Here is a 19,438-nt window from a genome sequence, read left to right as displayed (position 1 = left end):
TACTATTTTAGAGGAGGTTTTGTAATGACGTGGATGAATGTTTTAGCTATGCTTGTATGGACTGGAGCGAGTGCGGTACTTTTATTTGCAATTATGTGGGTTGATTCGATTTTTACAAAATACAATGATTTAAAAGAAATAAAAAATGGAAACACAGCAGTGACAACACGTTTCGTTATGAAATTATTCGCTCAAGGATACATTTTGTCACAATCGATTACGAAAGCAAATGATTTATGGCAGGCGCTTCTTGCCTCAGCAGTTTCTTTCGTTATTTTATTAGTTGTAGAAATGTTCATTGAGTTTGTGTTAAAGAAAATGTCTGGTTTAGATTTAGAAGAAGGAACGAAAGAAGGCAGCGTAGCACATGCGATGTTAGCTGGTTCATTACATATCGTTGGTGCACTTATTTTAGGTGCTTGTTTATAAAGAGAAAAGGAGGGGTAGATTGTGAGCTTATTTAAACGTATTAAAAATATAATGAAGAGCCCAGAGCCGCCGAAACCAGAAAAGAGTCTCTTAACGTTAGCTCCTGGAGATATGATTGAAGTGTCGTTAGTCATGTACGAATTAACTGGGAAAACGAGCATGCATTCTCGCAAGGAAATTGTTTTAACTTTACAGGACGGGAAAGATATTCGTTATTTAAAAATTGAAGACCGTGAAAATACGTATTACAAATTGTATACACCGATTGATGGTCGTTTAGATTCAATTGATGAAATTCCGACGACGATTGAAATGGATGATATAGAGTATCATATGGAAGAACAATATAATGGACGTGTTGTTGTTATGGGGAAAACGCCATTCGCTGCTTCAGAAGAACAGTACGTATGGGAATTCCAGTCGGACAACCGCAAATTATTACGTGTTGAATGGCAAAATGGTCGCACAATGATGTATGAGGGAGAAGCAATTATTCCTGCTGATGTACAAATCATAAGAGCAACATAAGGGGGGCGTAATCATGTCAAACCGATTGTTTACCATGATTAAATCGTTCGTGATCCCTATACTTGCTATCGTTACATTACTTGTTATTGCCGGCTATGCTTTATCGGGCTGTCAAAGTGGTCAGGCGAAGTCAATTCAGGACCGTTATCCGCTAGAGTCTGTCGCAAAGGATGGTAAACAAGAATCTTACGTGTATAGGGCTGCCAATCGGTCAGTTCCTGAAGTCGCAAAGGAACTTATAGCCGAAAGGAAACCGAAGCAAGCATCTAAAGAAGACGAAAATCAAATGTTCCTCGTTTATTCTGATAAAATGTATAATTTGCAAAAGGATAAAGAGAAACCATCTGATACGTTAATTGAAATAAGTAATGAAGAATTTGTCCGTCAAAATTACCAACCATCCTTCTTACAAGGATATATTATGGGGAGTATATTAAACGATATATTCGGTTCACGAAAATCATCATACGGTGATTATCGCGGATATAACGACAGACAAAATCATAAACCGGTTATCCCGGAAAGACCACCTACGAAAGAAGAAAAGAAAACCCCGCCTCCAATTACGAAGGAAGGGAAAGGATCTATTATTAAGCGAGGCGATAATGTAGATCCGAAATCATCTGTAGGTGATAAAGGAAGTATTACGGAAAAAGGAAGTAAAACGACGCCTCCGCCTTCTACCGGAAGTAAAGGAAAAATCACGAAAAATCCAGGTGGCTCGAGCGGATCTGATGTGAAGCCGAAATCATCTATTAAAACGCCACCAAAGAATACGTCTCCCCCGAAAACAAGGGTTGGCGGTTCAGGGAAAATTTCGAAGAGAAGATAACATAGAGACCGAAAAGTGGGATTTGCTTTTCGGTCTTTTTTTTATGGGAATTTATTCCTTGTAGCTGGTACAATTAAGTTATAAGGAGGAGATTGTTATGACTATGTATAAAAGATTTAGTGTAATTATGTTCCTCGTATTATTCTTGAGTTTGTTTATTAGTACAACGATGAAATTTCACTTTGTAGTAGGTATTCTATGGATACTATGTACATGTACTCTATTTCTATATATTCCGCTGCGCTTTCAACAGGAAGTACCCGCCTTTCAAAAATATGTAGCATGGATTAAAAGCGGAGGAAGATGGGGGGAGTAAAATTATATCAGCGATTTTTGAAATATATCGATTTACCGACAAAAACTGACAACGGTAGCAACTTAATAATAAGAAGAGGCTGTGCCCAAATGTTGGCACAGCCTCGTTTTTCATAACGATTAATGAATATCATGCTTCTTGAAATTACCGCCTTTTACTTCTGCTACGTCATACACTGTAATAAAGGCATTTGGATCAATTTCATGAATAAGTTCTTTCATTTTACTTTCTTCTAAACGGTTAATTACACAAGAGATTTCTTTAAATTTCTCTCTTGAATACCCACCATAAACTTCATTGTATGTTGCACTTCGACCTAAACGATCACGAATTGTTTCTACTATTAATTCAGGTTCTTTTGTAATGATTTTAAACGTTTTAGAACCACTTAAACCAACTTCAACAATATGAATTACTTTAGAAGCGATAAAGTAAGCAATCGCCGAAAGGATAGCTCCTTGAAGACCAAATACTGTTGAGACAAAAATAAAGACAAACATATTTAAGAATAAGATAAGATCACTTGTTCCAAATGGTAACTTTCTAGAAAGTAATACGGCTAGCATATCGATTCCATCTAATGCCCCGCCATTACGTAATGCTAGTCCCATACCAAAACCGATAATAATACCACCAACAACAGTAATTAAAAGTGTATCGCCCTCAATAATTGTTGGTACTCCGTGCATGAGAACGGTACCTACTGCTAGTGAAGCAATCCCGATAATAGAATAAAGTGCAAAGCTTTTACCGATTTGTTTATATCCTAACCAAACGAAAGGGATGTTAACGACTGCGATTAGAAGACCTAATGGTAATCCGAATAATCTTGAACTAACGATACTTAAACCAGTTACACCACCGTCGGATACGTTATTTGGAATTAATACAGCTTCTAATCCGTACGCTGTGATAAATGCCCCAATAATAATCATCAAAGCTTTAAAAGCGATTTTTAGCTTATTGGGTTTGTTTTTCATAATTCTCTCCATATAATTTCCTCGTTTCAAACTAGTTTCGTATTTGTTACATAATTCACATCTAAAGTTCATTCTAACATTTTATTTGAAAAAATTCTCCTTTAATGGATGTATGCAGGGAATATTATCACCATATTATCATTAAAATATTTTTGGAATTCGTATAAAAAATCCCATCCGTTCAAAGGATGGGAGGTTGTTAAGAAAATATAAAACTAACTACTGTTAGGAATAAAGAGAATCCTAAAATAGTTCCGCACACTTTCATATGTCGTTTACGTCCCATAACGACGATTGCAACATATTCGCGAATCATTGCGTTAGGCCAGTAATAAAATGCTGTTTTTGATCCGATTCCTTGGCTATTCAGACTGGCTTGTTTTGCATATATACCAGCTCGGAAAAGATGGAAATTATTCGTTGTAAAGATACTTTTATACTTACCTTCAGGTTTTAATGAATCCATAATTTCTTTAGAGAACGACATATTTTGATATGTGTTTACAGAGCGATTTTCTTGCACTGTATGTTCAAGAGGAATTCCTTTTTCAACCGCATAATTTTGCATCGCTTCTGCTTCAGGAAGCCCTTCATCTGGACCTTGTCCACCAGAGAAAATAATTGTTGGTGGTGTATTCACAGCTGCTTGTTTCCAATAGAAGTCGATAGCTTTATTAATACGACTTGCAAGTAAAGGTGGCACTTTGTCATTAATTAAGCCGCTACCAAGAACGATGATGAAATCTTGATTACGTCTCGGTCTATTGAATTGGTATAGAAAATAAGCGCTTAAGAAGTTAGATAAATGTATAAAGAAATACATAGTTATAAGAGAAATACCAGCAAAAATAAATTGAAAGTGTGTTGAGACTAAACTTGCTGGATTTATGATAGGGAGTAGCATAAAGAATAAAATCCCTAAAGCTGCAATTAAAGTTAAAGAGTTTGTAAAGCGTCTTCCTTCACGCTTCATCAAGATTCTCGCATTAAGAAATAGCCCAAACATTAAAGCGACTATAGCAAAAGGTATCATTACAATTAGCGCTATCATGGGAATAATAACGATAAAATGTAAAGCGTTATTACCAGATGCAAACGAGACGACTGCACAAAATAATAGAAAAGAACAGAAAAAGGCATTAAATAAAAAGCCATTTATTATTTTTCGCGGATCTTTTAAGTAAGAGATAAGAAAAATAATAAACAATATAAGAGGAATAATTCCAAAATACATAAATATAGTACACCTCAATTTTTATGATGTTTTTATTGCACCCCTAATACTACATGATTTTGAAGTTATTAATAATTAAAATAACGATTTAGAATTTTCTCAATAAACGATATAGATAAATATGATAAAATGTATTCAAAGCGATATATTAAAAGTAAAATGGTTTAGAGGGCACTCTGTAGAGTGTCTTTTTCTTTGAAATATGTAATTTTGCATATTTTGTTCCTTTTTAATGAAAGAGGATTAAAATATAAATTGTGGATACATGCTATAAAGCAGAATTGTATACAAACATTAGCCTCTACTCTTTTTGTATCTAACAATCTTGTAACGATTCATGATTCTGTTTTCTAGTGTGTGTTTACGAAAAGTGGGATGGGCTGTATATAAACAGGGGAAAGGGCGTCTTTTTAAAAGGCGCCTTTTTGTTGTTTAGTGTAGATAGTTATCACTGTTGATATAGTGGAAAATATCTATACTAAACATTAGCAATCTTCCGTATAAAGATTATCAATTTACTATATATTCCAGCGGTGTTAAGCTACATATGAAAGGCTTTCTTTTTCAAAATATTACCCCTAATAAAATTTTGAAGAAGTCAACTGTCTCCAAACTAGCTATTCATGGTATGAGAAAAAGCACTCTTCTGAGTGCTTTTTCTCATATAAATAAGCTATTTTTATAGGCATTTTTCATACACTGAAAGTAACGAAATGAAAGTAGGTGACAAAATGCCAGCTATTGTTGAAGGTGTTATTATTGAAAACTGTAACGGAACAATTAACTTAGGTGATAAATATAACGTACATCCAATTGAAAAAACGAAAGCTTATAATGGATCGGGATCTTCAAATACCGGATTAAATGTGAGGACATTCAGTGGTATTAGTACGGCAGATGTAACGGATAACGATGTGTATGACCAAGTAATTCAATCTACGTTATAATTTTTATATGTAAAATTGCATAAAGTGATGTGTTTGCCCTGTGATACAATTTAGCTGTGAGCTGTTAGTGATACTTCTTTATCATAGTTGTTAGATTAGAAATGTAACATCGCATCGGAAATCATACGTATAAGAAAAAAGACACTTCGCTCGAAGTGTCTTTTTCATTTTAGTGATACCCTTTAGCAGAGTCTTTATGAATTTTATTTTTAAATATGCTGTAGCTCCAAAGTTGATATCCAATAACGATTGGTACCATGACGATTGCAACGAAGAACATAATTTTTAAGTTTAATTCACTACCGGCTGCGTTATATAACGTTGTGCTGTATGCGTCGTTAATACGTGATGGTAACATTCTTGGGAACATACCTGCAAAGCCAGTTGTCATAAACATTGCGATTGTTAAGCAAACGAATGTGAATGCAAGGCCAATTTTATGTTTGTACACCATAATAAGTGCGAGTACACTCATTAACATTGCAAGTACTGGAAGAATGAATAGTACAGGATATTCCGTGAAGTTTTGGAATAAATTTGTACGATTTGCAGTTGCGACATAGAAGATAGCTAAAATGATAGCAGCTGCCATTGAAAATGGTCTTGCGATTTTATAAGCACGATCAGATACTTCGCCAGTTGTTTTAATCATAATCCAAAGGGCACCAGATACGACGAATATAGTAGTGAAGAAAAGACCACCTAAAATACCATAATGGTTTAATAAGCTAAGTAAATTTCCTTCATAACCGTTTTTTCCGATTTGCAGCCCGTAATACAGGTTAGCGAATGTAACACCGAATAAGAAGGCGATTAGGAAACTACCAATTGTAAATGCCCATTTACAAGTTTTTTGCCAAATTGGTGAATCGTCTTTATGCATAAATTCAAGTCCAGCGGCACGAGCAAATAGTGCAAGTAATACTAAAAATAGTGGTGTATACAGGTAACTAAACATATTTGCATATGTGATTGGGAAGGCAGCAAATGTTGCGCCACCAGCTGTAATTAACCATACTTCATTACCACCCCAGAACGGACCAATAGCTTCTTGTAATTGATTTCGTTCTTGTCGGTCTTTCGCAACGAATGGGAAAATCATCCCGTTACCGAGTGCGTAGCCATCAAGAATGAAGTAAACTGTCCAAATTACGCCCCATAAACCGAACCAGATGACTGCAAGCATATCATGAGACATGAGCTGTACCTCCTTCAGTAGCAGGTTCTTCTAATGCAGCTGGTCCTTTTTTCGCGAACTTCAGCATTAAGTATACGTCTGCAATTAAGAGTAAAGTGTAGAACAATATTAAACTAATTAATGAGAACCAAATTTGTGGAACTGATATAGGTGACACAGATTCTGCTGTACGCATTAGTTTATAAACTGTCCACGGTTGACGCCCTACTTCAGCAACAATCCAACCAGCGTTAATTGCAATATAAGGAAGTAAGACAGACCACATTGTAATTTTTAAATAACGTTTTGAGTTTTCTAGTTTTCCTTTTCGGTTTAAATAGAAACCGAACCAAGTTAATGCCATAAAGAACATGCCAAGTGCCACCATTAAGCGGAAGCTATAGTACACGAGGTTAACGTTTGGACGATCTTCTTTCGGAATATCTTTTAAACCAACAATTTCTCCATCAAATGAGTTTGTATAGAAGAAACTTCCGAGTTTTGGAATAGTAAGGAATTCAAAGTTCTTTTCGTTTTTCACATCAGGAATTTGAATGATTGAGAAGCCTTGTCCTTTTCCAGTTTCCCAAACAGCTTCCATTGCAGCTCCTTTTGCTGGTTGATACTTAGCTGCTGATACACCGGATTGATGTCCCATAAAAGGTGTAATAGTTGCTGCGAATAACCCTAACATTAAACCAAACTTAAATGATTTTTTGAAGAATTCCACTTCATTTTTACGTAGTAAGTGATATGCACTAATTGCCATAACGAAGAAAGCACCGACAATATAACAACCAATTACAGTATGGAAGAACATATTCCATGCATATGGATTTGTAACAAGAGCCCAGAAGTCATTTAATTCAGCGCGGCCATTACGTATTACATAGCCAACAGGATTTTGCATAAAGCCGTTTGCTGTAATAATCCAAAGGGCAGAAATATTTGTTCCAAGTGCAACCATCCACATACAGAAAGCACGGAACTTTGGTGAGATTTTGTCTTTACCGAATAACCATATTCCCATGAAAGTAGATTCTAAGAAAAAGGCAACAAGTGCTTCGATTGCAAGAGGTGATCCGAAAATATCTCCCATATATTTGGAGTACTCAGACCAGTTTGTTCCAAATTGGAACTCCATCGTAATCCCGGTTATAATCCCCATTACGAAGTTAATTGTAAATAATTTACCCCAGAAATTTGCCATTTTGCGGTATGTTGGATTCAATGTGCGGGCGTATTGAGTTTCCATACATGCTACTAAAATAACAAGTCCGATTGTCAAAGGTACAAATAAAAAGTGATAAAAAATAGTAATTGCAAATTGAAAACGACTCAGTAACAGAACGTCGGACATAATAAATATTCACTCCTTTTTTACATTATCTACAATCAGTTTATAGTGAAAATAGGAGTAAGGTATGTGAGAGTTGTTACAAAGCTGTGTGTATATTTTGAAAGAATTATGTCGATTATCTGAAAGTATTCGTTTTTTACTATAAAGCAATATCCTTTTTGAGTTTTTCATATTTTGGTACACTAGCTATGTAGTGTAAATGAGAGAAAAGAGGGTTTTTACTATGAAGTCATTAGACGAGATTTTGCAGTACAATGAAAAATTCGTTGAAGAGAAGAAATATGAAGAGTTTGTAGCTGGGAAATTTCCAAATAAAAAAATGGTAATTATCTCTTGTATGGATACACGTCTTGTTGAATTATTACCGAAAGCAATGAATATGCGTAACGGTGATGTGAAAATTATTAAAGTAGCAGGCGCGGTTATTTCGCATCCATTTGGAAGTATTATGCGTAGTATTTTAGTTGCTGTATATGAACTTGGTGCCGAAGAAGTATGTGTTGTTGGTCACCACGATTGTGGTATGGCAAAAATTCAAGCAAGCAGTACGATCGAAAAAATGAAAGAGCGCGGTGTAACAGAAGAAAAATTAGATACACTTCGTTATTCTGGAATTGATTTAGAACAATTCTTACGAGGATTCTCTAGTGTAGAAGAAAGTGTAGAACATAGTGTATCAGTACTTCGCAACCATCCGTTACTTCCTGAAGAAGTACCTGTTCACGGTCTTGTTATTCACCCTGACACAGGAAAATTAGATGTAGTTGTGAATGGTTACGACAATTAAGAATTTACTTTGTCATCCTTTTTATCTGGGACAGGATCAAATCCTCCTGGATGGAAAGGGTGACATTTTAATATACGCTTACATGTAAGCCAAAATCCTTTGAAGGCACCGTGTTTTTGAAACGCTTCTAATCCATAATGAGAGCAAGTCGGATGAAAGCGGCACGTTGGCGGTGTCATCGGGGAAATGAACTTTTGATAAAAGCGTATAATACCGATAAAAATCTGTTTCATAATGGTCTCCTTTTCAGCATAGTCTTAAAGTATTATAGCACGACCGTACATAATTCTTTACTAATGTCGATTTCCGTTATATCATATTGGATATAACGGAATTAAATTAAAAGCGGGAGAGATGTTGTATGCCATCAGTAGAAAGCTTTGAATTAGACCATACGATTGTAAAGGCGCCTTATGTAAGACATTGCGGAGTCCACAATGTAGGTAGTGACGGTATTGTAAATAAATTTGATATTCGTTTCTGCCAACCGAATAAACAAGCAATGAAACCAGATGTTATTCATACTTTAGAACATTTATTAGCATTTAATTTACGTAAATATATTGATCGTTATCCGCATTTTGATATTATCGATATTTCACCAATGGGCTGCCAAACAGGGTATTACCTTGTTGTAAGCGGAACACCGACGGTTCGAGAAATCATTGATTTATTAGAACTAACATTAAAAGATGCGGTTCAAATTACAGAAATTCCAGCTGCAAATGAAACGCAGTGTGGCCAAGCGAAGCTTCATGACTTAGAAGGAGCACAACGCTTAATGAACTTCTGGCTAAGCCAAGATAAAGATGAACTTGAGAAAGTGTTTGGATAAAAAGGAAAACTGCCTGTGAAAGGGCAGTTTTTTATTTTGTTAAGAGAAAACATGCTCTTCTTTTTATGAAAGTATACTAGATACTCCAACATATAAAATAGCAGCGGAAACGAGAAAATAAACAAATGCTTTTGCTTTTTGCTGTTGTTTTATTTCATCAATTCCAAAAAGGATAAACATAATACTTAAAAGGATAAATACGAATGGTAAAAGCATAGAGAAGTTTGCAAAGAGGTTAAGTAGAGCGAGAATGAGGGCAATCGTTGCTAGTATAATTCGAATGTTTTTTAACATGGAATCCTCCTTTAAAAGAACAGTATAAATGGAATAACAAAAACAATCGTAAAAAGACTTAAATCGATGCTAATAGCTCCAATTTGCTTTTGCTGTTTTTGAATGGTCTCAATTCCTACTAAAATGCCATATAAGCTAAAGAGCAATAAAATGATAGGTGAAAAGATTTGGAAATTCATTGTAAAAGTGCTGTACAAACATAGAATTAAAGTAATAAAAACGATGATTAGTTGTATTTGTTTTATGTGCATTTTAGCCCCTTTTAAGTAGAAAGAGTTAGTTATCGAGAAATCATAATTATAATAGCGACGATTAAAGTGAATACACCAGAAAAGAAAGAGAGTGTACTATTTAATTTCTTTTGTTTTTGTTTTTCTTCTGCGCTCATGATGAAAGTCATAATAGATAAGGCAATAAGCATATAGGGCATAATAACAAGCGGATTTGCAAACATTCCATATAGAGCGAGAGCGATGACGATAAGAGCGGATATAATGCGAAAAGTTTTTAGCATACTAACCCCTACCTTTTTGTATTTTTAAATTAGACTCCAATGTAATAACAGTTCGTAGTTGGTATTTAAAGTTTAATGCTACATGTAGCGAAAGTAGTTCGATATTAAAACGAAGAATATAAGACTAGAAACGAAAAAAAACGGAATACTCATTGATTTTCTTCCGGATTTCAGTTCATTAATTCCTAGAAGAATAAAGGAACAACTGAGAGTAAATTGTATGTATGGGAGAAGTGTGAAATTATCGGTAATAAGAGAATAAGTGCAAAGAGAGAGTACGAGAAGCGTGAGAAGTGCTAAAAAAATCCGTAATCCAGTTAACATTGTATACCTCCTTTAAATAGACTATTTACCGGAATATTTCTGAGAAGCCAAGTAATAAAGCAGCAGCGCCAGCTATGAAAGCAAGTGTGCCACTAGATTGTCTATGTTTTTTTATTTCTTCTAGACCTATAGTGAAAGCCATCAATCCTAAGGGAATAAACATGTAAGGCATAATGTCTCTGTTGCCGCTGATAAAACTATAGATTGCTATAGATAAAGCGATAAGTGAAAAAGTAATTCGAAATCCTTTTAACATAAAGGATCCTCCTTCTTTTTTATTTGCTCAATTGCGATGAGAAACATTAAAACCCCTAATAGAAATTGTGAAAGTGGTAGAAAGTTATTTTGATCTGTATAGAGCCCAATTGCCGACATAATTATCACCGTGAGTGCGATTACGATACGAAGTATACTATGAGTTCTCCTTATTATCTTTCGAGTAAGGATTATCTTCTGGTTTATCAACGGAATGTTTATATGCGTAACCTTTATTGATCGTCATAACGGAGAGTACTAATACGATCAGTACGATTATAATGCCGATAATTAATATTTTGAGCATGAAATCCCTCCTTTTCTTTATTTTACATAATTTTGTAATTGATGAAAACAATAGAAATTAAAAGGATGAAAGAAGGGTGTTACATGGAGCATAAAAAAACATATTATATATCAGTTGGAAATGGTCAAATTTCACAAGTGAAGACGGCGGATACGTATAATTTTGAAATTTATGCAAATGACGAAGAGATTACGGAGTTAAGAGAGTATTTTGATCAAGCGTATGAAGAGGACTTAGGTTCGTATGTACGCTCCCACGTTCCATTCGTTGAGTATCATCACGATTCGAATAATGATCGATATGATGAACAACTACAAAAAGCATATAAAATGATTTATGATCTAGGGAATCATGAAACGAAAGAATTAGTCGCGCAAATGGGAATAATCAATGGATTGTAATTGGATAATATTATGCAGAAAAGCGAGAATATGCTACAATTTGTGGTAGGAAAAACTTGTAATCATCAATAGGGGAGTAATGGCATGTACAAATTTAAAGATTATTACCACAACACTGTACAATTATCGTTTGAACGTTACCCATTTTCTCCTGAGCCAAAGCATGTTTGGGTTGTATGCCGGTACGGGGATCAATGGTTATTAACGCATCATTTACGCCGTGGTCTTGAATTTCCAGGTGGTAAAGTAGAACTCGGGGAAACACCGGAAGAAGCGGCAGTTCGAGAAGTTCATGAGGAAACCGGCGGCATAGTTTCTGATTTAACTTACTTAGGGCAATACAAAGTATCCGGAAAAGACAAAATAATCATTAAAAACATTTATTTTGCAACAATTAGTGCGGTAGAGCAGCATACGCATTACGAAGAAACGAAAGGGTCTGTTTTATTAAAAGACATTCCTGATAATATTAAAACTGATAGAAAATTTAGCTTTATTATGCGCGATGATGTATTAGCGCGTACGATGAAACATATAGAAGAAATCGGCTGTTTTACGAAGTAAAATGGCCGGTTTCTTTTTTTGATTAAATACCCAAAAAAGGTGTGAATATATCTTTACTTTTAGGGAGGCATTTGGGAATGAAAGTATCCACTTACTATTGTCACTTTTTGTCGGTAAATCGATATATTTCAAAAATCGCTGATATATTTGGAGTTGCGGTCGATATATTTCAAAAATCGCTGATATATTTGGAGTTGCGGTCGATATATTTCAAAAATCGCTGATATATTTGGAGTTGCGGTCGATATATTCGAAAAATCGCTAATATAATTTATTTACTATTGTATTGTTTTTACCTTCAGCTCTAAAAACGAAAGAACCTCCAACAAATCATCCACCACACGTGAATGTTCAAAGTCACCCCAAAATAAATCTCTCTTCCAAACGCCAAGAATTCCTACTTGTTCAGAACCGAGCACATCGTTTTCTGGATGATCTCCAACGTAAAGACATTCTTCGGCTTTTACATTCAGCTTTTGTAAAGCTCGTTCGAAAATTTCTCGGTGTGGTTTCTTAATTCCTTCCGCTTCTGAAACGAGAATTGTGTTTGTATACGTATGTATGTTTAGTGCTCGAAGGTTGTTCATTTGGAAATCAGTAAAGCCGTTTGTAATAATACCGATTTTTATATTTTGCTGAGTTAGTCGTTGAAGTAATTCATGCATGTTTGGGAAAGGGATACAATGATGTTGAAAATTTGTAATGTAGTCGTGCAGCAGTTGCTCTGATGTTAAAGTGTTAATGCCGTATTCAGAAAGAAGAGAATCGTATACTCTATCCTTCCACGTATATCCATTATTATCGAGTTCAAGAAAACGAGAGCAATACTCGGCTTGTTCTATGTTTATAAAATGAAGAGAAAAGCGATTGTATTGGTCGTGAATAAATCGTACTAAAGATTGCCGACGATCTAATAGTGTCCCATCTAAATCAAATAACACCGCACGAATCATATGTAACCTCCTCAAAGTTTTTATAAATAATTATCGCATATTTGTGAAAAAATGATTATCATATTTTTGTAGACTGTAACGACGGAGGTTCATATGAAAGAACTGTATGGGAAATTAGTTTGTTTTATACTTTCAATTGGCTTAGTAGCTGGATGTGATATGGCGGAAAAAACTTCGCAAAGAGAGAAAAAAGATGTGTGCGAAACGACAGAAGAATGCACACAAATAGGTGATAAAACGCTTCAAAAAGTATATAAAAAGATAGATGGACTTTCAGAACTTGAAGTACTAGAGGATTATGATTTAGAAGGACATTCAAATAACGATATGAAAGAAGCGGAAATAAAAAAAGAGGATGATGAAAATTATTTCTTTTTAGCTTCTTATTATATTGATGGTGATGAAATTGTAGATCCTTATTTCGATAAACTAGATCGCAAACGATTGAATAAGGTTTTTGCGGATGATAAGGACGCGAAAGAAGAAGTATTAAAGCAACGTCAAGATAGGGATTATCATGAATCGTTATGGGAGATGTACAGCACTCTTATTCCAGTTAAGTATCGCACTGACATAAAAGAGTTTGACATGGTAACAGATGGATACGACGGAATTGTCGCCCACGTTATGCCGATTATGGAGTATCCGAAAGAGTGGACCATTAGTTTAGATACGCTTGATTCAGCAGTGAATATCGATCAAGTGATGAAAACATTAATACATGAGACGGCTCACGTATTGACACTGGGACATAAACAAATACCAGTAAATGAAAAGTACTTAAAGGCTTTTGAAGAAGATAAAGATATTTCATCATACCAAAATAAATGTAAATCTCTTTTCTTACAAGAAGGATGTGCGAAGGAGAGCTCTTATATAAATCAATTTTATAATTTGTTCTGGAAACCAATTGACCAGGAGTGGACAGAAAAGAAAGTGGAAGAAAGCGAAGAAGCTCAAATTGAATTTTTTAAGGAAAAGCATGGTGAGTTTGTTTCACTGTATGGAACGACAAATGTAGCGGAAGATATCGCAGATACATTTACAGCGTTTATATTACAAAATTCAAAAAAGGTGAAAGAAGGAACAGAATTAAAATATAAAAAAATTGCCTTCTTCTATCAATTCCCCGAGCTTGTAAAAATGAGAGCGGAAGTGTTAGCTGGATTATATGATATTTCAAGGGATATAGAGCAGTCATAGTTTAGTGGTAATTATTTGTTGGTAAGTCAATAAAATTGTATTTATGTTCGATATATTTTTGGTCGATCAAATGAAAACGCGAGGACGTTCTGTTCTTTGCGTTTCTTCATGTTGATAAAATTGAAAATTCTGTCTTTTTTCAAAAAAGAAGAAGGAACTGAATCATTAAAAGAGAATTAGTATAAAAACGTCACAAATTAGACACAATTATAATGCGCATAGTATAGGGGCTATAAGTTTACTCTCGAGGAGGTAATGAAACGTATGAAAACGATTCTTGCTGTTGCTGGTCTCATTTGGGTAATGTCTCACGGTTTTCCGATTTTTGAAGGGGAGCAAATTCGTAGTGCATTAAATAAAGAGTTTAATGATTATCATATTATTGATCGAAAAGATAATGTCGTTACGGTGCGTGTGAAAGATTGTTTCCATACAGTTACGGTTGCTAATGGGAATGTTACAGACGATTCGAAAATGTGTGATAAAAGGTAACAGAAAGAAGCTGACTCTAGCGTATCGCTCTAAGTCAGCTTTTTTTTCGTTTTCCAATAAGGAGTTTTTCAAATGCCTCGACAAATACATACATAAGAGTTGCGAGGACGCAAGTGAGCAATACACTGAGTAAGACGAGTGTGAAGTTAAAGACTTGGAATCCGTAGCTAATTAAATAGCCAAGTCCTTGTTTAGAAACGAGGAGTTCCCCGAAAATAACACCGACCCATGATAAGCCAACATTCACTTTTAACGTTGAAATAATTGCAGGGAAAGATGAAGGGAGAATAACGTGTTTATAGCATTGCCATTTATTTGCGCCAAATGTGTCCATGACCTTAATATAGTTGGAATCGACTTCTTGAAATGCGCTGTAAATAACGAGAATAGTAATGATGATGGAGATGATTACGCCCATTGCGATAGAGGATGAAATGTTTGGACCGAAAATAACAATGATGATTGGACCGAGTGCAACTTTTGGCATTGCATTTAGGACGACGAGATAAGGATCAAGTACGCGGGCCAAAAGTGGCATCCACCAAAGGAGAGTAGCAATAATAGCTCCGAGTACAGTTCCGAGAATGAAGCCTACTCCGGTTTCAAGTAATGTCGTCCATATGTGAATCCAAAGTGAACCGTCAATCCATTTTGTTAAAAAGAGATCCCAAATACTTGAAGGAGAGCTAAAGAGTAAAGGATCAATCCATTCTTTTTTACTAGCTATTTCCCATAGTGCAAAGAAAAGAACAAGAAGTACAAGTTGTAAAGAGCGAGCTAACCATGCATGTTGTCTTTCTTTTTTTCGAAACTGCTCATGTAGTTGTTTTATATTATCCAAGTCGTTCCAGCTCCTTCCATATTTCTTGGAAGAGGGATGGGAAGTCATGGTGGTGGCGTGCTTCTAATGGCGATAAGGAACGGATACTTTCTGGGACGATGAACGTTTTTGCAATTTTTCCAGGGTTCGCCTGCAGCAAATAAATACGATCACTCATCGCAATTGCTTCTTCAATATCATGTGTCACAAGTAGGGATGTTTTCTTATAGTTACGTAGTAATGTAAAGACGAGATCTTCTAGTTTTAATTTTGTTTGATAATCAAGAGCGGAAAATGGTTCATCTAGCAATAAAATTTTTGGATCGGTCGCTAATGTTCGAACGAGGGCAGCACGTTGGCGCATACCACCGGATAGTTCACGTGGGTATTGCTGTTCTATATCATATAGGCCGACTTGTTTTAAAAGCTTTAATGTATGTTCTTTCGTATTTTCATCATAAATCTTTCGAATATGAAGTCCGAGCATAATATTTTCTTCAATTGTTTTCCATGGAAACAAGTAATCTTGCTGGAGCATATAGCCCATAGAGGGGGGCTTAGTTGTAATCGGTTCACCATCTAAAAATACGATACCTTCAATTGGATCAAGTAGTCCCGCGATGATGGAGAGGAGCGTTGTTTTTCCGCAACCACTCGGACCAAGGATTGAAATGAATTCCCCTTCTTCTACGTGCAAACTCATATCTTCAAGAATAAGTTTCGCATTTTCTTTTGCAAAAAAGCAGTGAGAAACGTTACGTATTTGTAAAAAGCTCATACACTTCGCCTCTATTTCTTAATAACGCTTTCGGCAATTTTTGTATTGACGAGCGCTTCATGTGGAACTTCTTTTTGTAATTCACCAGATTCTTTCATAATCGTTTGGAGTTGTTTCCATTCTGCATCATCTAATAATGGATTTGTCGCATAAGAATGTTGTTTTTTGTAGCGCTCAATTACTTTTACTGAAATGTCTTTTGAAGTGTCTTTAAATAGTGGTGAAACGGCATCGGCAATCTCTTTTGGACTATGTGTATCAACCCATTGCTGCGCTTTATATAGTGCACGCGTGAATTTTTCTGCAGCAGCTTTATCTTTCTTTAAGAAACTTTCTTTTGCCATAAACGTTGTATAAGGAACAGTACCAGATTCAGCTCCGAAAGACGCGACGATATAACCTTTTCCTTCTTTTTCAAGTATACTTGCAGTCGGTTCAAAGAGCTGTACAAATTCTCCTGTACCAGATGCAAAAGCATTTGCAATATTAGCAAACTCGATATTTTGAATTAAGTTCGTATCTTTGTGAGGGTCAATGCCATTTTTCTTTAAAACGTATTCTCCAACCATTTGTGGCATGCCGCCTTTACGCTGTCCTAAAAACGTAACACCTTTTACGTCATTCCAATTAAAAGAGTTTAATTTTTTACGGGAAACTAAAAATGTGCCATCTGTTTGTGTAAGCTGTGCGAAATTAATGACAGGATCCTTTGCTCCTTGTTGATGAACATAAATAGACGTTTCTGAACCGACGAGCGCAATATCAATTCCGCCAGATAAAAGGGCGGTCATCGTTTTATCTCCGCCAGCTGTTGTTTGTAAGTCAATATTTAAACCTTCATCTTTAAAAAATCCTTTTTCAATTCCAACATATAAAGGTGCGTAAAAAAGAGAGTGGGTAACTTCGCCAACGCGAATTTTTTGAACTTCTTCTTTCGTACTTTCCTTTGTACTACAAGCAGCGAATGTGAAAACAGCTAGTAACATGATGCAAAAAACGGTTATTAATTTTTTCACTATATGACACCTCCTAGAAGTCAATCTACAAGCATAATATGTAGGTAAGTGCCCATATGTGAGTATAGATAGCAGGAATTTTTTAGGTAATAAAGAAGTACAAATATAAGGGGTGATAAAATGGATTACGAATACGATGATAGCGTACATTTACATCTTGATTATTTCGGAACTGAATGTGATATGGAATCGATTGCTTATAAGAGGAAGCATGAAGACGTGTGGGATGTGTATTTTAATTTTGGAGTATACGGTATTCAAAAAGATGATGTAGGGGCAGGAATGTTTATGGACGAATATGCCGGTTATTACGTTTTTTCTGTACATGCTCGTGATTTGAGCTGGGAATTTGGAAGTGCTCAGTTTGAGGAATGGGTTTTGAAGAACCATATAGTAGAAAGAACGCTTCAAAAATAGGGAGGAATTTCGTGATTTGATTTCTCATATTATTGTTTATTTGCCTAAATGGAATTTACATCATGCAAGTGCTCACTTACCGATTTGCAAAGAAAAATATTCATAAATACAAAAGATTGAAATTGGTTCATATGTGGTTAGATATGACTATGAAAAAGGATCCGAGATTAGATTTTTTGATTTTATCTTTATAGTAATCGTAAGTATCATATGGAAAATATGGATACTTCCTCTTATATAGTAAACATGCTAATCATTTCATCATTTTTCCCGTTCATAATAAATAACGAAAAGAACCTGTGAGGGTTTATCAAGACCTAAATTGTAAAAAGTCATAAAAAATAAAGTGCGATACATATTAGACATGACCAATATGTATCGCACTTTTACTTCATGTTCAACAATCGCCCCGATTGTTGAACAAGTAAGGGTATCGCCAGCATTTCGGAAAAAAACGCGCTAAGCAAAAAATACAATAAGCCGCCCATATGGACAGCTCATTTACATAATTATCGTTATCAGAAGTAAAATTTAACTCGAAAATATCTAATTTTATCAGTTGTTGAATGTCTGAAAAAAATCAAACCAATGATATTGTTGAGATCTTTTGGTAACTTCTTGCTGTGATGACTATCATAGTGACTTTTTCTCCAGCAACCACTATTAGTGGCTAATTACCATAAGGACTTATTTTTGAAATTTGCTATTTTTTAGAAAGTATGTTAATTTAAGAAAGACCTATTTTTGTTCGGTTTGAGATTAAGAATAAATTTTGTTTTTCGTCTAAGGTATTTGAGCAAGGGTAGTAACATATGTGTGGGTATCCATACTAGGAGGCAACAATTATGGAACAAGGTAAAGTAAAATGGTTTAATGCAGACAAAGGTTTTGGATTCATCGAGCGTGAAGATGGAGAAGACGTATTCGTACATTTCTCAGCTATCCAAATCGACGGTTTCAAATCTTTAGACGAAGGACAAAGTGTAACGTTTGAAGTAGAAAAAGGACAACGTGGCCTACAAGCTACTAATGTTCAAAAAGCTTAATATTAGCTGATGAAAGACCCTCTTGTAGGGTCTTTTTTTTGATTTTGTTACAATATTCCAAATGCAACTTTTTTAAGGGGATTTGGGGTGCTTAACTTTTAATGAAAAAGAAGATGTTAGAAATCATAATTTTAGCATTATGGGCTTTTTCTTTTAGTTATCTTGCAATTATATTAGGAATACCAAAAAACGGATTATATATAGTCGTAGGATTTCCAATCTTATTTGTTGGTGGACTTTTGATTGTGCATCTATTTCAAAATAAGAATGAAAATGGAAAATAACTTTGTTTGATTGTATATCTCATACACGTCTAGTTAACATAATGACCTATTATCGGTAGCAAGAAAAAGGCGGATTCCTACTCTTACAAGGAGTCCGCCTTTTTCTTTTTCTATGACGCTATACATCTTTTTATACATTTCTATTCTGGCGCGCCTTTTGGCTTCCCCATGGTTCCCTATGTCTTCCGATTTTTTGTATAAAATCTTGCATGCTCTTAGCGTGGTTTTTTTCCGAAATGCTGGCGGTACCCCATGCCCATCAAGCTAAGGTTTTGAAGTACCCCCTAAATGAAAATTTTCTTTCTCTATAGTTATTTATTTTGAGAAGTCAGCTCATTTTTTAAT

28 protein-coding genes are annotated in these 19,438 nt (G+C 35.2%); 14 read left to right on the top strand and 14 right to left on the bottom strand.

Features of this window, described 5'->3' with window-relative positions; all coding sequences use genetic code 11:
• Positions 1-24 precede the first annotated feature (24 nt).
• The 4 genes from NSQ47_RS17470 to NSQ47_RS17455 all read left to right on the top strand — a co-directional run bounded on the left by NSQ47_RS17470 (position 25) and on the right by NSQ47_RS17455 (position 2,105).
• Positions 25-429: a DUF350 domain-containing protein gene (locus NSQ47_RS17470; RefSeq protein ID WP_000220084.1), complete on the top strand. Its 405-nt coding sequence runs from the start codon at positions 25-27 to the stop codon at positions 427-429.
• Positions 430-450: 21 nt separating this feature from the next.
• The gene (locus tag NSQ47_RS17465) at positions 451-957 is read left to right on the top strand and encodes a DUF4178 domain-containing protein (RefSeq protein ID WP_000051748.1); all 507 of its coding nucleotides are present in this window, start codon (positions 451-453) and stop codon (positions 955-957) included.
• 13 nt (positions 958-970) lie between these two features.
• Entirely contained in the window at positions 971-1,789 is an 819-nt protein-coding gene (locus NSQ47_RS17460) for a DUF4247 domain-containing protein (RefSeq protein WP_131232046.1), read from the top strand.
• Between the two features lie 97 nt (positions 1,790-1,886).
• On the top strand, positions 1,887-2,105 hold the full coding sequence (locus NSQ47_RS17455) for a hypothetical protein (RefSeq protein ID WP_341037512.1): 219 nt from the start codon (positions 1,887-1,889) through the stop codon (positions 2,103-2,105).
• A gap of 119 nt (positions 2,106-2,224) precedes the next feature.
• Here NSQ47_RS17455 and NSQ47_RS17450 read toward each other — a convergent pair whose 3' ends face one another.
• Together NSQ47_RS17450 and NSQ47_RS17445 are read right to left on the bottom strand one after the other, a co-directional pair.
• The gene (locus NSQ47_RS17450; RefSeq protein ID WP_016106459.1) at positions 2,225-3,097 is read right to left on the bottom strand and encodes a YitT family protein; all 873 of its coding nucleotides are present in this window, start codon (positions 3,095-3,097) and stop codon (positions 2,225-2,227) included.
• Positions 3,098-3,284: 187 nt separating this feature from the next.
• A complete protein-coding gene (locus NSQ47_RS17445) occupies positions 3,285-4,319 on the bottom strand; it encodes a YdcF family protein (RefSeq protein ID WP_078173918.1) in 1,035 nt (344 codons plus the stop codon).
• 713 nt (positions 4,320-5,032) lie between these two features.
• Between NSQ47_RS17445 and NSQ47_RS17440 the strand changes: the two genes are divergently transcribed.
• Complete coding sequence (locus tag NSQ47_RS17440) at positions 5,033-5,266, top strand: spore germination protein (RefSeq protein ID WP_002015747.1); 234 nt, start codon at positions 5,033-5,035, stop codon at positions 5,264-5,266.
• A gap of 169 nt (positions 5,267-5,435) precedes the next feature.
• Here the strand turns inward: NSQ47_RS17440 and cydB are convergent, their stop codons facing one another.
• Positions 5,436-6,464 carry a cytochrome d ubiquinol oxidase subunit II gene (gene cydB, locus NSQ47_RS17435; protein ID WP_002160108.1) on the bottom strand — a complete coding sequence of 343 codons (1,029 nt, stop codon included), beginning with the start codon at positions 6,462-6,464 and terminating at the stop codon, positions 5,436-5,438.
• On the bottom strand, positions 6,454-7,803 hold the full coding sequence (cydA, locus tag NSQ47_RS17430) for a cytochrome ubiquinol oxidase subunit I (RefSeq protein ID WP_016106456.1): 1,350 nt from the start codon (positions 7,801-7,803) through the stop codon (positions 6,454-6,456). Before cydA ends, cydB begins: the two co-directional genes overlap by 11 nt.
• A gap of 223 nt (positions 7,804-8,026) precedes the next feature.
• Here cydA and NSQ47_RS17425 point away from each other — a divergent pair, with 223 nt between their 5' ends.
• Entirely contained in the window at positions 8,027-8,590 is a 564-nt protein-coding gene (locus NSQ47_RS17425) for a beta-class carbonic anhydrase (protein ID WP_002160110.1), read from the top strand.
• Here NSQ47_RS17425 and yidD read toward each other — a convergent pair.
• On the bottom strand, positions 8,587-8,823 hold the full coding sequence (gene yidD / locus NSQ47_RS17420) for a membrane protein insertion efficiency factor YidD (RefSeq protein WP_002112460.1): 237 nt from the start codon (positions 8,821-8,823) through the stop codon (positions 8,587-8,589). The genes NSQ47_RS17425 and yidD overlap by 4 nt on opposite strands.
• Positions 8,824-8,951: 128 nt before the next feature.
• Here yidD and luxS point away from each other — a divergent pair, with 128 nt between their 5' ends.
• Positions 8,952-9,425, top strand: a complete 474-nt coding sequence (luxS, locus tag NSQ47_RS17415; RefSeq protein WP_001141371.1) for an S-ribosylhomocysteine lyase LuxS — start codon at positions 8,952-8,954, stop codon at positions 9,423-9,425.
• A 63-nt stretch (positions 9,426-9,488) separates the two neighbouring features.
• On the opposite strand, the gene NSQ47_RS17410 is transcribed toward luxS, so the two are convergent.
• From NSQ47_RS17410 to ytzI, 5 genes are all read right to left on the bottom strand, one after another.
• Positions 9,489-9,719 carry a YczI family protein gene (locus tag NSQ47_RS17410; RefSeq protein WP_341037508.1) on the bottom strand — a complete coding sequence of 77 codons (231 nt, stop codon included), beginning with the start codon at positions 9,717-9,719 and terminating at the stop codon, positions 9,489-9,491.
• A gap of 11 nt (positions 9,720-9,730) precedes the next feature.
• Entirely contained in the window at positions 9,731-9,970 is a 240-nt protein-coding gene (locus tag NSQ47_RS17405; RefSeq protein ID WP_341037506.1) for a hypothetical protein, read from the bottom strand.
• Positions 9,971-9,999: 29 nt separating this feature from the next.
• Positions 10,000-10,233: a DUF3953 domain-containing protein gene (locus NSQ47_RS17400; protein ID WP_341037504.1), complete on the bottom strand. Its 234-nt coding sequence runs from the start codon at positions 10,231-10,233 to the stop codon at positions 10,000-10,002.
• 349 nt (positions 10,234-10,582) lie between these two features.
• Complete coding sequence (locus NSQ47_RS17395) at positions 10,583-10,813, bottom strand: YczI family protein (RefSeq protein WP_002160114.1); 231 nt, start codon at positions 10,811-10,813, stop codon at positions 10,583-10,585.
• Between the two features lie 156 nt (positions 10,814-10,969).
• Positions 10,970-11,119 (bottom strand): YtzI protein, encoded by a 150-nt coding sequence (gene ytzI / locus NSQ47_RS17390; RefSeq protein ID WP_002112449.1) that lies wholly within the window; start codon positions 11,117-11,119, stop codon positions 10,970-10,972.
• 83 nt (positions 11,120-11,202) lie between these two features.
• Here ytzI and NSQ47_RS17385 point away from each other — a divergent pair, with 83 nt between their 5' ends.
• Positions 11,203-11,520, top strand: a complete 318-nt coding sequence (locus NSQ47_RS17385) for a hypothetical protein (RefSeq protein WP_002112448.1) — start codon at positions 11,203-11,205, stop codon at positions 11,518-11,520.
• A gap of 84 nt (positions 11,521-11,604) precedes the next feature.
• Entirely contained in the window at positions 11,605-12,084 is a 480-nt protein-coding gene (gene mutTA, locus NSQ47_RS17380; RefSeq protein WP_002015736.1) for an antimutator 8-oxo-(dGTP/GTP)ase, read from the top strand.
• A gap of 278 nt (positions 12,085-12,362) precedes the next feature.
• Here the strand turns inward: mutTA and NSQ47_RS17375 are convergent, their stop codons facing one another.
• Positions 12,363-13,037 (bottom strand): HAD family hydrolase, encoded by a 675-nt coding sequence (locus tag NSQ47_RS17375; protein WP_341037502.1) that lies wholly within the window; start codon positions 13,035-13,037, stop codon positions 12,363-12,365.
• 93 nt (positions 13,038-13,130) lie between these two features.
• Here NSQ47_RS17375 and NSQ47_RS17370 point away from each other — a divergent pair, with 93 nt between their 5' ends.
• Both NSQ47_RS17370 and NSQ47_RS17365 read left to right on the top strand, forming a co-directional pair.
• Positions 13,131-14,240 (top strand): recombinase family protein, encoded by a 1,110-nt coding sequence (locus NSQ47_RS17370; protein ID WP_341037501.1) that lies wholly within the window; start codon positions 13,131-13,133, stop codon positions 14,238-14,240.
• 264 nt (positions 14,241-14,504) lie between these two features.
• Positions 14,505-14,732 carry a hypothetical protein gene (locus NSQ47_RS17365; RefSeq protein WP_002089142.1) on the top strand — a complete coding sequence of 76 codons (228 nt, stop codon included), beginning with the start codon at positions 14,505-14,507 and terminating at the stop codon, positions 14,730-14,732.
• 34 nt (positions 14,733-14,766) lie between these two features.
• Here NSQ47_RS17365 and NSQ47_RS17360 read toward each other — a convergent pair whose 3' ends face one another.
• Genes NSQ47_RS17360 through NSQ47_RS17350 form a run of 3 tightly spaced genes read right to left on the bottom strand, consistent with a single transcriptional unit; the run spans position 14,767 to position 17,346 of the window.
• Positions 14,767-15,573, bottom strand: a complete 807-nt coding sequence (locus NSQ47_RS17360; RefSeq protein WP_131232038.1) for an ABC transporter permease — start codon at positions 15,571-15,573, stop codon at positions 14,767-14,769.
• On the bottom strand, positions 15,566-16,330 hold the full coding sequence (locus NSQ47_RS17355) for an ABC transporter ATP-binding protein (RefSeq protein WP_215572138.1): 765 nt from the start codon (positions 16,328-16,330) through the stop codon (positions 15,566-15,568). The genes NSQ47_RS17360 and NSQ47_RS17355 overlap by 8 nt, the downstream gene beginning before the upstream one ends.
• Positions 16,331-16,341: 11 nt before the next feature.
• Positions 16,342-17,346, bottom strand: coding sequence for an ABC transporter substrate-binding protein (locus NSQ47_RS17350; RefSeq protein WP_341037498.1), 1,005 nt, complete (start codon positions 17,344-17,346; stop codon positions 16,342-16,344).
• Between the two features lie 120 nt (positions 17,347-17,466).
• Between NSQ47_RS17350 and NSQ47_RS17345 the strand changes: the two genes are divergently transcribed.
• From NSQ47_RS17345 to NSQ47_RS17335, 3 genes are all read left to right on the top strand, one after another.
• Positions 17,467-17,763, top strand: coding sequence for a DUF3986 family protein (locus tag NSQ47_RS17345; protein ID WP_002112440.1), 297 nt, complete (start codon positions 17,467-17,469; stop codon positions 17,761-17,763).
• An 845-nt stretch (positions 17,764-18,608) separates the two neighbouring features.
• On the top strand, positions 18,609-18,809 hold the full coding sequence (locus NSQ47_RS17340; protein WP_002160121.1) for a cold-shock protein: 201 nt from the start codon (positions 18,609-18,611) through the stop codon (positions 18,807-18,809).
• A 101-nt stretch (positions 18,810-18,910) separates the two neighbouring features.
• Positions 18,911-19,093 (top strand): hypothetical protein, encoded by a 183-nt coding sequence (locus NSQ47_RS17335; protein WP_033714597.1) that lies wholly within the window; start codon positions 18,911-18,913, stop codon positions 19,091-19,093.
• Positions 19,094-19,438 lie beyond the last annotated feature (345 nt).

Source organism: Bacillus sp. FSL R10-2780 (assembly GCF_038006125.1).
Taxonomy (GTDB): domain Bacteria; phylum Bacillota; class Bacilli; order Bacillales; family Bacillaceae_G; genus Bacillus_A; species Bacillus_A cereus_U.
Note: the sequence above shows the minus strand (reverse complement) of the source record. Positions and strands in the feature narration are given on the sequence as shown.